Origin of the sequence: Actinophytocola sp., from assembly GCF_035634895.1 — a bacterium.
In the GTDB taxonomy this organism is placed as follows: Bacteria; Actinomycetota; Actinomycetes; order Mycobacteriales; family Pseudonocardiaceae; genus Actinophytocola.
This window is the reverse complement of record NZ_DASQCC010000194.1, coordinates 69,912-83,104: the sequence shown is the minus strand read 5'-3', so window position 1 is coordinate 83,104 and position 13,193 is coordinate 69,912. Positions and strand designations below refer to the sequence as shown.

Genomic DNA, 13,193 nt, shown 5'->3' with positions numbered 1-13,193 from the left:
CGGTCATGGTCACCTGGCCGAGCGTGCGGTCCGGGTCGGCGTGCGTGGCAGGGGCGCGGCCACCCGCGCGACGGAGACGTGCCTGTACCTCCCCGCGGAGGGCGGCGCGGTACGGACGCCCACAGACTCCTTCGGGGCACTCGGCACCGATCGGCTCTCCCCGCCAGCGGTCGATGCCCCGAAGGACCCATTCGTTCCTGTGCCACGGGAAGTAGCGCCGGCTGACCCCTTGCCGCTGCCCGCTTTCCCGCTGTCCGCCTCTCCGGCACCCCTCTCCTCCCGTCCCAGCTCGCTGTCCCTCGCCCCTCCGCTGCCCGCCTCGCCGGCCGCCATCGTGCCGCCGGCCTCGCCGGCTGTCGCGCGGCTGGCCGCCGCCCGGGGGCCGGCCTCCCCGGCGTGCGGCTTCACGTTCGAACAGGACGACCCCACCGACGACACCGTCCTCGCCGGTCACGGCGCCTGAAGAGCGACTTCCCTTACCTCGCAAGGGAAGCAGTGGCCAACTTGACGCCCGTAGTGTTCGAACGTATGTTCGACACATGCAACGGACGCTCGTCGTGTGGTGCCCCGACTGGCCGGTTACGGCCGCGTCGGCGGCGGGTCGGCTCGCGCCGCACCAACCCGTCGCGGTGGTCGAGGCCAACCGGGTCGTGGCGTGCTCCGCGCCGGCCAGGGCCGAGGGCGTCCGTCGTGGCATGCGCCGTCGTGACGCGCAGGGCCGCTGCCCCGAGCTCGTCGTCTTCCCCGACGACCCGGTCAGGGACGCGCGGTTGTTCGAACCCGTCGCCGCCGCCGTCGAGGAGCTCGCCGTCGGCGTCGAGATCGTCAGGCCCGGCGTGGTCGCGGTCCCTGCCCGCGGCCCCGCCTCCTACTTCAAGGGCGAGGAGCACGCCGCCGAGCGCCTCATCGACCAGGTCGCCGACCGCACCGGCGCGGAGTGCCAGGTCGGCATCGCCGACGGCCTGTTCACGGCCATCCTCGCCGCGCGCCGCGGCATCATCGTCCCGCCGGACCAGAGTCCGGACTTCCTGCGGCCCCTCAGCGTCCGCGAGCTCGACCGCCCCGCCGAGGGCCACCACCGTGCCGACCTCGTGGACCTGTTGCGCCGCCTGGGTCTGCGTACCCTCGGCGCGTTCGCCGAGCTGCCCGAGAAGGACGTCTCCGCCCGCTTCGGCGCCGACGCCGTGCTGGCCCATCGCCTGGCGCGGGGCCAACAGCACAGGCCGCCGGCCCGCCGCAGGCCACCACCCGAGCTGACCGTCACCGAGGAGCCCGACCCGCCGATCGAACGGGTCGACGCCGCCGCGTTCGTCGCGCGCACGCTCGCCGAGCGGTTCCACGCCGGCCTCGCCGCGCACGGCCTCGCCTGCACCCGCCTCGGCATCAACGCGACCACCGCCAACGGCGAGGAGCGCACCAGGGTCTGGCGCGCGGCCGAGCCGCTGACCCCCACGGGCATCGCCGACCGCGTCCGCTGGCAGCTCGACGGCTGGCTGAGCGGAAGGGACCAGCGACCGTCCGCCGGCATCGTCACGCTCCGCCTGGAACCCGTCGAGGTCGTCGAGGGCGCCACGCTCCAGCTCGACCTCTGGCGCGGCGAAGGCCGTGCCGAGGCCGACGAGCGCGCGGCCCGCGCCATGGTCCACGTCCAGGGCCTCCTCGGCCCGGACGCCGTGGTCACCCCGGTCCTCGGCGGTGGCCGCGACCCGGGAGAGGAGGTCCGCCTGGTCCCGTGGGGCGACGAGCGCAGCCCCCACCGTGACCCCGACCCGCCGTGGCCCGGCCGCCTGCCGGCCCCGTCGCCGGCGACCGTGCTCGCGAAACCCCTGCCCGCCAAGGTGCTCGACGAGAAGGGCGCGCTCGTCGACATCAGCGCCCGGCACGAGCTGACCGGCAGGCCGTGCCAGGTCTCGGTCGACGGCGGCAAGCCGCGCCGCGTCCGTGCCTGGGCCGGCCCGTGGGCCACCGACGTCCGCTGGTGGACCAACCCATGCCGCCGCGCCCGACTGCAGGTGCTGCTGGAAGAACAGACCGCGCTGCTCCTCGTCCTGTCCGAGGAGCGGTGGACAGTGGAAGGGATCTACGACTGATGAGCAAACCTTGCGGGGAGTGCCGCTTCGCCGACGGGAGCTGCCGGCAGTTCGTCATCGGCCACCCGAACCCGGTGTGCCTCGCGGGCTACCCGCTGCGGCCTGCGGCGCAGGAGGAAGGACTCGCGATGCTCATCCCTTCTCCCCGCCGCTCCCCGGAGAACGTAGGGGTGCGGTAAGCGGCGCGAACAACCAGACATCCGACCGGTCCCCGCCCGCCCGGAGCCGGCGAGGAGAGAGCGAAGGGACGGTCGTCGCCGTGGGATGGCACAACCCACCCGTGCGGTGGTCGGAGGTCGAGCGCGTCCTCTCCGGCCGCCCCGAGCCGAACGGGGACGGCGGCGACAGTCCGGCGTGGACACACCGGCGTGCGCGTTACACCGCGCCCTCGGGTGTCGGTCCGCCCGGCGGCACCGACTACGCGGGCGGTGAGCTCCGCGTGCCGTACGCGGAGCTGCACTGCCACTCCAACTTCAGCTTCCTCGACGGTGCGAGTCATCCCGAGGAGCTGGTCGAGTCCGCCGCACTGCTCGGCCTGGACGCCATCGCGATCACCGACCACGACGGCATGTACGGCGTGGTCCGCTTCGCCGAGGCGGCAAGGGAGCTGGCCGTCCGCACGGTCTTCGGCACCGAGCTGAGCCTCGGCCTTTCCCAGCCGCAGAACGGGATCGCCGACCCGGAGGGTGACCACCTGCTGCTGCTCGCGACCGGCGTCGACGGCTACGGCCGACTCTGCCACGCGATCACCGACGGCCAGCTCGCGCACGACGACGTCGACAAGGACGTCGACAAGGACGTCGACAAGGCCGAGAAGGGCCGCCCGGTCTACGGTTTCGACGACGTGGTCGACCGGACACGGGGCCACGTCGTCGCGCTCACCGGCTGCCGCAAGGCATCCGTGCGCCGCGCGCTGCTGCGGGACGGCCCGGACGCGGCGTTCGCCGAGCTGTACCGGCTGGCCGACGCGTTCGGCCGCGACCACACCTTCGTCGAGCTGATCGACCTCGGCCACCCGCACGACACCAGGCACAACGACCTGCTCGCCGAGATGGCGAGGGAGCTTCGGCTACCGACCATCGCCACCAACGCGGTCCACTACGCGCAACCCACCCGCGGCGAGCTGGCGACCGCGCTGGCCGCCGTGCGGGCCAGGCGCAGCCTCGACGAGATGGACGGCTGGCTGCCGCCCGCGCCGACCGCGTACCTGCGGTCCGGCGCGGAGATGGGGCGCCGCTTCGCGCGGTACCCGGGCGTGGTCGCGCGGGCGGCCCTGCTGGGCGTGCAGCTGTCGTTCGACCTGAAGCTGGTCGCCCCGAACCTGCCGCCGTTCGAGATCCCCGGCCACACCGAGATCAGCTACCTGCGGCAGAAGACGTTCGCCGGCGCGCTGGTCCGCTACGGCACGCGCGAGCAGAACCCCAAGGCGTACCGGCAGCTCGACCACGAGCTGGCGGTGATCGAGGAGCTCGGCTTTCCCGGCTACTTCCTGATCATCGCGGACATCGTGGAGTTCTGCCGCGGCGAGGGCATCTACTGCCAGGGCCGCGGCTCGGCCGCCAACTCGGCGGTCTGCTACGCGCTCGGCATCACCAAGGTCGACGCGGTCCGCTGGGACCTGCTGTTCGAACGCTTCCTCGCGCCGGCACGCGACGGCCCGCCGGACATCGACCTGGACATCGAGTCGGACCGCCGCGAGGAGGCGATCCAGTACGTCTACGAGCGCTACGACCGAAGGCACGCCGCCCAGGTCGCGAACGTCGTGGCGTACCGGGCGAAGTCGGCCGTGCGCGACATGGCGAAGGCGCTCGGCTACTCGCCGGGCCAGCAGGACGCGTGGAGCAAGCAGATCGACCGCTTCGCCCCGGTGAGGGAGACGGTCGGGGAGAACGACCACGACGTGCCGGTGACCGTGCTGGAGCTGGCCGGCCAGCTGGAGGACTTCCCGAGGCACCTGGGCATCCACTCGGGCGGCATGGTGATCTGCGACCGGCCGGTCAGCGAGGTGTGCCCGGTCGAGCGGGCCCGGATGGACAGGCGCACGGTCCTGCAGTGGGACAAGGACGACTGCGCGGCCATCAACCTGGTGAAGTTCGACCTGCTGGGCCTGGGGATGCTGTCCGCGCTGCGGTACATGGTCGAGCTGGTCGAGGAGCACCACCAGGTGCGGGTGGACATCGACCGGCTGGACCTGGCCGACCACCGCGTCTACACGATGCTGTCCAGAGCGGACTCGGTCGGCGTGTTCCAGGTGGAGAGCCGCGCGCAGATGGCGACACTGCCCCGCCTACAGCCCAAGGAGTTCTACGACCTGGTGGTGGAGGTGGCGCTGATCCGCCCCGGCCCGATCCAGGGCGGCTCGGTGCACCCGTACATCCGCCGCGCCAACGGCGCCGAGGAGGTCACCTACGAGCACCCGCTGCTGGCGAAGGCGTTGAAGAAGACCAAGGGCGTCCCGCTGTTCCAGGAACAGCTGATGCAGATCGCGGTCGACGTGGCCGACTTCACCCCCGCGGAGGCCGACGAGCTGCGCAGGGCGATGGGCGCGAAACGCTCGACCCGGCGCATGGAACGGCTGCGCGAGCGGTTCTACCTCGGCGCGGCGGGACACGGGATCGGGGAGGAGTTGGCGGGGCGGATCTACGAGAAGCTGATCGCGTTCGCCAACTTCGGTTTCCCGGAGAGCCACGCGCTGAGCTTCGCGTACCTGGTGTTCGCGAGCGCGTGGTTCAAGCTCTACTACCCGGAGGCGTTCTGCGCCGCGCTGTTGCGGGCGCAGCCGATGGGTTTCTACAGTCCGCAGTCCCTGGTGACGGACGCGCGCCGGCATGGTGTGACGGTCCAGGGCCCCGACATCAACGCGAGCCAGCCACACGCGACCCTGGAGTGCGTCGACGGTGAACCGACCGTCCGAACAGGACTGGGCACGGTCCGCGCGATCGGCGACGACCTGGCGTCGAAGATCGTGCTGGAACGGGAGGAACACGGCGAGTACCGGCACATGGCCGACCTGTCGCGCAGGACCCAGCTGAGCAAGGCGCAGCTCGAGGCCCTGGCGACCGCGGGCGCGTTCGGCTGCTTCGAGGTCGACCGCAGATCGGCCCTGTGGTCGGCGGGCGCGGTGGCAGGGGAACGCCCGGACCGCCTGCCGGGCATGACGGTCGGCGTCACGGCCCCGGTGCTGCCGGGCATGGACGACATCGAGGTGGCGGTGGCGGACGTGTGGGCGACGGGGCTGTCGCCGGACAGTTTCCCCACGCAGTTCGTCCGTGGGTGGCTGGCCAGCCAGGGCGCGTTGCCGGTGACGGCACTGCCAGGCGTGGCGAGCGGCACCAGGGTGCTGATCGGCGGCGCGGTGACCCACCGCCAACGCCCGGCGACGGCCGGCGGCGTCACGTTCCTGAACCTGGAGGACGAGACCGGCATGGTGAACGTCGTCTGCACGATGGGCCTGTGGACCCGCTACCGCCGGACAGCGCGGAACTCGGCGGCCCTGCTGGTCCGCGGCACGGTCCAGAACGCCGAGGGCGTGACCAGCCTCCACGCCGACCGCCTGACACCCCTGGACCTACGAATCCCCAGCCGCTCCAGAGACTTCCGCTAACAGGACCTCGGCGAGAAGCCCAGCCCCCCACCCTCGCGAGTCCCGCGTTCACACATACCGAGTCCCGCGTTCACACATACCGAGTCGCGTCGTGCCGATCTTGATGTGCACGAAAACGGGACTCGGTATGGCTGAACGCGCGACTCGCTATGGCTGAACGCGGGACTCGCCGGGGGTGGGGTGGACACGCCGGGTCGGCTGGTTCGCGGGCGACCGGACCCAGCATCCTGACCGCCGCGGACGACATCAGGCGCGTAACAAGCATTCAACGGCACCGGGTGCGCGCCATAGGATCCCGGAGTGCGCGACTACGAGGTCGGTAAGGACGGTCTCACCGTGATCGTCGTCGGCGTCGACGGGACGCCGCGCGCACTGCATGCCGCCGCCTGGGCGAGCGGGTTGGCCAGGCGGGAACGGGCGCGGCTCGTGTTCGTGTACATCGAGCCGATCACCGGCCCCGCCTACTGGTCCCCGTTCGGCATGGCGACCGCCGCCGAGGCCGCGAGTGAGCTGGTCGACGAGCTGCGCCGCACGGTCGCCGACTACCTCGGCACCATCGGCGTGCGCTGGGAGATGGTCCACCACCGCGGCGACCCGGCGCACGGCCTGGAGAGGGTCGCCGAGGAGCTGCACGCCGACTGCATCGTGATCGGCCGGGGCGGGGGCGGGGTGGCCAAGTTCCTCATCAGCGACGCCCGGCGCCCTGTCGTGGTCGTTCCCTAGTCTGCGGGCATGAACGACGACGACTACCGCGACGCCGACCTCTCCGGCCAGAGCTGGGAGGGCCAGCACTTCGAGAACGTCGACTTCACCGACGCCGACATGCGTGGCCTGGTGACGAAGGGCTGCACGTTCGACCACTGCGACCTCACCCGCGTGGACCTGGGCGAGTCGAAGCACACGACGTCCGCGTTCCGGTCGTGCAAGTTCGAGCGCACCAGCCTCATGCACGCGGAGTTCCGCGGCTGTTCCCTGCTGGGCGCCACGTTCCACGAGTGCCGCTTCCGCCCGGTGACGATCACCGACACCGACCTGACCCTGGCGAGCCTCGGCGGCGCGAACCTCCGCGCGATCGCACTGTCCGGCCTGCGCTTCCGCGAGGCCAACCTGACCGGCGCCGACCTCCGCGACTGCGACCTCACGGACACCGACCTCACCGGTGCCCGCCTCCAGGAGGCCAAGCTGTCCGGCGCCGACCTCCGCGGCACCCGCATGGACGCCAACGGCCTCCGCCAGGCCACCCTGACCGGCGCGAAGGTGGACATCGACATGGCCATAGCCTTCGCCGCCGCCCACGGCTTACAGGTCGGCGAGTGACCCCACGACGAACGTCCGCGTCGCGTTCGGCGCGGAGACAGAGAAGGGGCGGGCCCGCGGGCCCGCCCCTTCGCACAGCTCTCAGCCCGGTGGTCGCTCGCGATCACTGACCTCCACGAGCTGGCCGTGCGCGAGCAGCTCGCCAACCGCGTCCGGGAGGAGGAAGGCCGTGCCGCCGCCCGGCTGGTCGAACCACGGGATCGCGGCGCCGGTCAGCACCTGCACCGACTGACGCACGCGGTACACGTGGTAGGGCCGGTCGATCCAGTCCGGCACCAGCGAGCGCTCCGGGAACGGGGTGCCCGCCACGTACACGAGGTTGCCGTCGTCGTCGCCGAAGCGGTCGAGCTCCATGCCCGGCTCCAGCTCGATGAGCCGCTTGCCGCGGAACAACGTCAGCGGCGGCTCACCGGGCAGCGGCGAGATCGGCCACTCCGCCCCGGCCGGCGCCGACGCCGCCCCGTTGATGGGGCGCGCCGCCAGGACGGTCGCGTCGCCGCCGCGCCCCGGCGGCTCGACCCCCCGAGGCGGCGAGTCGAGCCCACGCGAGTCGAGCCCACGACCGGGCGTGTCCAGCCCGCGGCCCGGTTCGGCCGCGCGCTCCGGCGCGTCGAAGTCGGGGGAGTCGGGCACCCGGGGGGACTCGAACCCGCCTGGCGGCGAGTCGATTCCGTGCGCCGGCGAGTCGAGCCCCGGAACGGGCTCGGCCCTGCGGGTGGCGTCGAACCCGCGGCTCGGTTCGGCGGCCCGCTCCGGCGCGTCGAAGTCGGGGGAGTCGGGCACGCGAGCGGAGGCGAACCCGCGCCCCGGCGAGTCGAGACTGTGCGCCGGGGCGTCGAGCCCACGGGCACCCCGGACCGGCAGGTCGAAACCCTGACCCGAGCCGTCCCCGCGGGAGTCGAAGCCGCGGCCCGGCGAGTCGAGCCCGTGCGCGGGCGAGTCGTCGCCTCGGCCGGCGTCGAACCCGCGACCGGACTCGTCGCTCCGGCCGGGCGGTTCGAACCCCGCGCCGTCCACCCCGAAACCCGGCGAGCGGCCGGGCACGTCGAACCCGCCTCCCCGGCCCGGCGAGTCGAAGCCCTGGCCCGAGGAGCCGCCCGGGGCGTCGAACCCGCGTGCTGGCTCGCCACCCCCGAACGCGGGTGCCTCGAACCCCCGGCTCGGGGAGTCCAGCCCGTGGCTCGGCGCGTCGGCTGCGCGCCCAGACTGGCTCGCTGACTCGAACAACCCACGCCCCGCCGAGTCGGCGTCGAGCCCGTGGGCCGGCGCGTCCATCCCACGCGCCGGCGCGTCGAGCGCCGGTGGCTCCATCGCCATCGTCGGTGCCGGCCGAGGCGGAGTCCCCGGCGGCGGCCCCGGCCGCGGTGGGGCGAAGCCCTCCGACGGCTCGGTGAAACGGTCCGTGTACCCCGGCGTCCCTGGCGGCGGCTTGACCGGCCCCGCCGGCGCCGGCCGCCCGTGCTCGAACGCGTCGATCGGCGCGGACATCGGCTCGAACGCCTCGATCGGCGCCGACATCGGCGCGAAGCCGGCGTCCTCCTGGCCCGGCGGCAGCTCCGGGTTCTTCGGGCCCGCCGCCCACCGGTCGGTGTCGAGCAGCAGCTTGCCGAGCAGGAACGCGGATGCGTCGCCGACGTCCTCGAACATCGCGGGCGCGACCCAGTCGCGGTCGTGCCAGCCGACTCGCCAGCCCTCGTCCGTCTGCTCCATGACCCACCCGCGACCGGTCGGCTGACCGATCCGGTACGCGGTGTCCGGCACGTCCAGATCGTCGAGCCGCGCCCGCAGCTGGTCGAGCTGCTGCGACGCCGGTCCCTGCGACGGCAGTGCCGCCCTCGGCGGTCCACCGGCGGGCACGGGAGCGGGCACGGGCAAGGCCCGCGTCGGCGCCGGCGCGGGGGGACCGGACCGCGGCCCGGGAACGGGCGCGGGTCCAGGTCCAGGCCCGGGCGGAGGCGGCGGCGGACCGAGGAACAGCTGCGCCGCGGCACGGGCCTGCTCCTCGACCGGCACCAGCTTGAACCGCATCCGCCGGATGTGCTCGACCAGGTCGGTCTCCGGCGAGATGTCGTGCTCACGCAGGTAGTAGTTCACCGCGGCCGGCCAGATCCACGTGCCGTCCGTGTGGAACGCCACCGGCACGGACTGCTTGCCGCTGGGGTCCAGCCGATCCACGTCGTACCCGCGTGCGGGCCCGACGAGCGGCGCGCCGTCCAGATAGTCCAGCAGCTCCTGGATGTCCATCTCGTCGACGGGCGGCCGGTTCACCGAAGGGCGCCCGTCCTCACCCGGCCCGTCGAAGATCCGCGCGACGCGGAACCGCTGGGCGGGTGGCCCACCCGCGGGCCCCGCGGGGGGAACGGCCGGCGGCGGTGGCGGCGCGGTCGCGAGCCGGCGCCGCAGCCACTCCGGCACGTTCTCGTCCGAGCGCGGGAACATCCGCATGTCGTCCGGGTACGCCTGCGGCGGCGGCGGGGCGTCCCAGCCCGGCTCGTCGCGGTCGTACTCCAGGTTGTAGCTCGACGGGTGGTCGAGGCGGTAGCGCGCGTTGAACCAGGTGCCGCGCCCCTCCCGGTACATCCCGGCGCGCAGGCGGGCGAAGAGGTTCCGCAGGTCGGCGGGCATCTCCCACGGCTCCGCCGAGCCGTCGGTGAACGTGACCTGGCTGGTCGACTCCGCGTAGCGGCCGACGGCCCGGTAGTCGACGGTGAGCTGCTCCCAGTCCTCCGGAGCGACGCGCAGCATCGCCAGCCCGATCTGCTTGACCAGGGCGTCCTGCTCGGTCGGGGTTAGCTGGGTCGGTTGTGCCACGGTGACATCTTCCCTTGTCCGTCGGTCGGCGTCACAGCCTGCTTATCTACCTCGCCCCGGTGGTGGCCGCAAGACCACGTGAGCGAGGATGACGAGGCGTGAGCACCGCCGTCTCAGCACACCATCCGCCGGCCCGGCTCCGTGTGGCGGGGTCCGCCCTGGCCGCACTGGGTGGCGTCGCCCTGGCCGTGCAGGGCCGGATCAACGGCCAGCTCGGCCATGAGCTGGGTGACGGCCTCGTCGCCGCCCTGGTCTCCTTCTCCGTCGGGTCCGTCCTGCTTCTCGCTGTGTCACCGATCCTGCCAAACGCCCGAGCCGGTGTCGGGCGTTTGCGGAAAGCACTGCGCGACCAGGCAATAAGACCGTGGCAAATGCTCGGTGGAGCGTGTGGAGCGTTACTCGTCACTACCCAGGGCATCACCGTGCCAATCCTCGGCGTGGCCGTTTTCACAGTCGCGGTCGTGGCTGGTCAGGTCGTGTGCAGCCTGCCCGTCGACCGCGCCGGGCTGGGTCCTGGCGGCCCGCAGCCGATCACGCTCCCGAGAGCGGTCGGGGCGTCGCTCGCGGTGATTGCGGTGATCATCTCGGTCTCCGACCACGCGGTCGTCACCGCTTCGGGTGGACTTTGGTGGGCAGTGTTACCGGCGGTAGCCGGCTGCGGACTGGCCTGGCAGGGCGCGATGAACGGCCGGGTCCGCGCCGCCGCGGCCGGCGTCGTGGTCCCGACGGTGGTGAACTTCCTGGTCGGCACGTGTGCGCTGGCTCTCGCGGTGGCCGTGGACGTGATCGTCAGGGGCTGGCCGGCCACACCACCCGGTCAGTGGTGGCTCTACATCGGCGGTCCGCTGGGCATCTGCACGATCATGACCGCCGTGGCAGCCGTCCGGGTGACGGGCGTGCTCCTGCTCGGCATGTCGTCGGTGGCGGGCCAGCTGGTCGGCGCGGTGCTGCTGGACGTGTTCGTGCCGACGGCGGGCGGGCTGTCGGTCACGAGCGTGGCCGGCATCGCGCTGACGATGGTCGCGGTCGGCATCGCCGCCATCCGCGTCCGTGGACGATGAGAGGGCGATGAGAGGATGGCGCCGTGACCGCGACGATCCTGGACGGCAAGGCCACCCGAGCCGCGATTTTCGACGACCTGCGCGTGCGGGTCGCCGCGCTGGCCGCGCGCGGCGTCGTGCCCGGCCTGGGCACGGTGCTGGTCGGCGACGACCCGGGCTCGCACTCGTACGTCCGCGGCAAGCACAACGCGTGCGCCAAGGTCGGCATCGACTCGATCCGCCGGGACCTGCCCGCGGACGTCACCCAGTCCGACCTGCACCGCGTGATCGACGAGCTGAACGCCGACCCCGCCTGCACGGGTTACCTCATCCAGCTGCCCCTGCCCGGCCACCTGGACGCGGGCGCGGCCCTGGAGCGGGTGGACCCGGCCAAGGACTCGGACGGTCTGCACCCGATGAACCTGGGCCGCCTGGTCCTCGGCGAGACGGGCCCGCTGCCGTGCACCCCGCTGGGCATCGTCGAGCTGCTGCGCAGGTATGACGTGCCGATCGCCGGCGCGAACGTCACCGTGGTCGGTCGTGGCGTGACCGTGGGCCGCCCGCTGGGCCTGCTACTGACGCGCCGGTCCGAGAACGCGACCGTGACCCTGTGCCACACCGGCACCAAGGACCTGGCCGCCGAGGTCCGCCGGGCCGACATCGTCGTGGCGGCCGCCGGCAACCCGGCCCTGATCACCCCCGACATGGTCAAGCCGGGCGCAGCGGTGCTGGACGTCGGCATCACCCGCACCGAAGAGGGCCTGGTGGGCGACGTCCACCCGGACGTCCGCGAGGTCGCGGGCTGGCTGGCCCCGATGCCGGGCGGCGTGGGCCCGATGACCGTGGCGATGCTGCTGACGAACACGGTGGTGGCGGCGGAGCGGGCGGCGTCATGACGACTCCGCACGGCCGCAAGCACCCGGTGCTGGCCCACCTGCCCTTCGGGATGGTGCTGGCGGTGGTGGCGTTCGGGCTGCTGCGGATCGTGCTGTACCACTGGCGGGAGGGGACGGTGCTGATCGGCGTGGCCCTGTTCCTGGCCGCGGCACTGCGCGCGCTGCTGCGGGACGACCAGGCCGGCCTGATCATGATCCGCAGCCGGGGCGTGGATGTGTTGACGTACGCGGGGTTCGGCGCCTGCATGATCTTCGTCGCGATGACGATCGAGGGCGGCCCGCTGGGGAACTGACCGGCCCCATGATCCTGCGGCCTCGGCCCGCCACCTGTGGCCGACACCGCAATGACTCTCAGCTCACAAGCGGCCCCACCCCCGTCCGACCTGCTTGATAGCCTCCTGCCACCGAATTTCTCTTCATCAGTCGGGAGGATCTTCCCCGTGGCAAGCAAGGCTGCCGTCAAGGTCACCGTCACCGGTGCCGCCGGCCAGATCGGTTACGCACTGCTCTTCCGCATCGCCTCCGGGCAGCTGCTCGGGCCCGACACGCCCGTCCGGCTGTCGCTGCTGGAGATCCCGCCGGCACTGAAGGCCGCCGAGGGCACCGCCATGGAGCTCGACGACTGCGCGTTCCCGCTGCTCGCGGGCATCGACATCACCGACGACCCCAAGCGCGCCTTCGACGGCGTCAACGTCGCCCTCCTCGTCGGCGCCCGGCCCCGCGCCAAGGGCATGGAGCGCGGTGACCTCCTGGAGGCCAACGGCGGCATCTTCAAGCCCCAGGGCGAGGCGATCAACGCCGGCGCCGCGGACGACGTCAGGGTCCTCGTGGTCGGCAACCCGGCCAACACGAACGCCCTGATCGCCAAGGCGCACGCCCCGGACGTGCCGGCCGACCGGTTCACCGCCATGACGCGCCTCGACCACAACCGGGCGCTCTCGCAGCTTGCGGCGAAGCTGGGCATCTCGGTGACCGACATCGCCAAGCTGACGATCTGGGGCAACCACTCCGCCACCCAGTACCCCGACATCTTCCACGCCGAGGTCGGCGGCCGGTCCGCCGCCGCGGCCGTCGGCGACGACGAGTGGCTGAAGAACACCTTCATCCCGACCGTCGCCAAGCGCGGTGCCGCGATCATCGAGGCCCGCGGCGCGTCGAGCGCCGCCTCGGCCGCCAACGCCGCCATCGACCACGTCCACGACTGGGTGCACGGCACCGACTGGACCTCGATGGCCGTGGTCTCCGACGGCTCCTACGGCGTGCCCGAGGGCCTCATCTCCTCGTTCCCCGTCCGCACCGCGAACGGCGGGTGGGAAATCATTCAGGGGCTGGAGATCGACGACTTCTCCCGCGAGCGGATCGACGCCTCCGTGGCCGAGCTGGCCGAGGAGCGGGACGCCGTCAAGGGTCTCGGCCTCATCTGAACGGCAGTTCA

10 protein-coding genes and 1 pseudogene are annotated in these 13,193 nt (G+C 72.7%); 10 read left to right on the top strand and 1 reads right to left on the bottom strand.

Annotation, left to right across the window (positions count from 1 at the left end; all coding sequences use genetic code 11):
- The 6 genes and pseudogenes from VET29_RS29685 to VET29_RS29660 all read left to right on the top strand — a co-directional run.
- A pseudogene (locus VET29_RS29685) lies at nucleotides 1-463 on the top strand (hypothetical protein); the annotation flags it as partial.
- Between the two features lie 76 nt (nucleotides 464-539).
- Nucleotides 540-2,090: a DNA polymerase Y family protein gene (locus VET29_RS29680; protein WP_324926467.1), complete on the top strand. Its 1,551-nt coding sequence runs from the start codon at nucleotides 540-542 to the stop codon at nucleotides 2,088-2,090.
- Complete coding sequence (locus VET29_RS29675) at nucleotides 2,090-2,269, top strand: hypothetical protein (protein WP_324926465.1); 180 nt, start codon at nucleotides 2,090-2,092, stop codon at nucleotides 2,267-2,269. The genes VET29_RS29680 and VET29_RS29675 overlap by 1 nt, the downstream gene beginning before the upstream one ends.
- A gap of 80 nt (nucleotides 2,270-2,349) precedes the next feature.
- A complete protein-coding gene (locus VET29_RS29670; RefSeq protein ID WP_324926463.1) occupies nucleotides 2,350-5,694 on the top strand; it encodes an error-prone DNA polymerase in 3,345 nt (1,114 codons plus the stop codon).
- Nucleotides 5,695-5,994: 300 nt separating this feature from the next.
- A complete protein-coding gene (locus tag VET29_RS29665) occupies nucleotides 5,995-6,417 on the top strand; it encodes a universal stress protein (protein WP_324926461.1) in 423 nt (140 codons plus the stop codon).
- A gap of 9 nt (nucleotides 6,418-6,426) precedes the next feature.
- Nucleotides 6,427-7,011, top strand: a complete 585-nt coding sequence (locus tag VET29_RS29660) for a pentapeptide repeat-containing protein (protein ID WP_324926459.1) — start codon at nucleotides 6,427-6,429, stop codon at nucleotides 7,009-7,011.
- Nucleotides 7,012-7,092: 81 nt separating this feature from the next.
- Here VET29_RS29660 and VET29_RS29655 read toward each other — a convergent pair whose 3' ends face one another.
- The gene (locus VET29_RS29655) at nucleotides 7,093-9,822 is read right to left on the bottom strand and encodes a glycohydrolase toxin TNT-related protein (RefSeq protein ID WP_324926457.1); all 2,730 of its coding nucleotides are present in this window, start codon (nucleotides 9,820-9,822) and stop codon (nucleotides 7,093-7,095) included.
- A 98-nt stretch (nucleotides 9,823-9,920) separates the two neighbouring features.
- On the opposite strand from VET29_RS29655, the gene VET29_RS29650 reads away from it, so the two are divergent.
- The 4 genes from VET29_RS29650 (at nucleotide 9,921) to VET29_RS29635 (ending at nucleotide 13,182) form a co-directional block, all read left to right on the top strand.
- Nucleotides 9,921-10,883, top strand: coding sequence for a DMT family transporter (locus VET29_RS29650; RefSeq protein ID WP_324926455.1), 963 nt, complete (start codon nucleotides 9,921-9,923; stop codon nucleotides 10,881-10,883).
- 23 nt (nucleotides 10,884-10,906) lie between these two features.
- Complete coding sequence (locus tag VET29_RS29645; RefSeq protein WP_324926453.1) at nucleotides 10,907-11,758, top strand: bifunctional methylenetetrahydrofolate dehydrogenase/methenyltetrahydrofolate cyclohydrolase; 852 nt, start codon at nucleotides 10,907-10,909, stop codon at nucleotides 11,756-11,758.
- Entirely contained in the window at nucleotides 11,755-12,051 is a 297-nt protein-coding gene (locus tag VET29_RS29640; protein ID WP_324926451.1) for a DUF3017 domain-containing protein, read from the top strand. Before VET29_RS29645 ends, VET29_RS29640 begins: the two co-directional genes overlap by 4 nt.
- Before the next feature lie 147 nt (nucleotides 12,052-12,198).
- Complete coding sequence (locus tag VET29_RS29635) at nucleotides 12,199-13,182, top strand: malate dehydrogenase (protein ID WP_324926449.1); 984 nt, start codon at nucleotides 12,199-12,201, stop codon at nucleotides 13,180-13,182.
- Nucleotides 13,183-13,193: the final 11 nt, after the last annotated feature.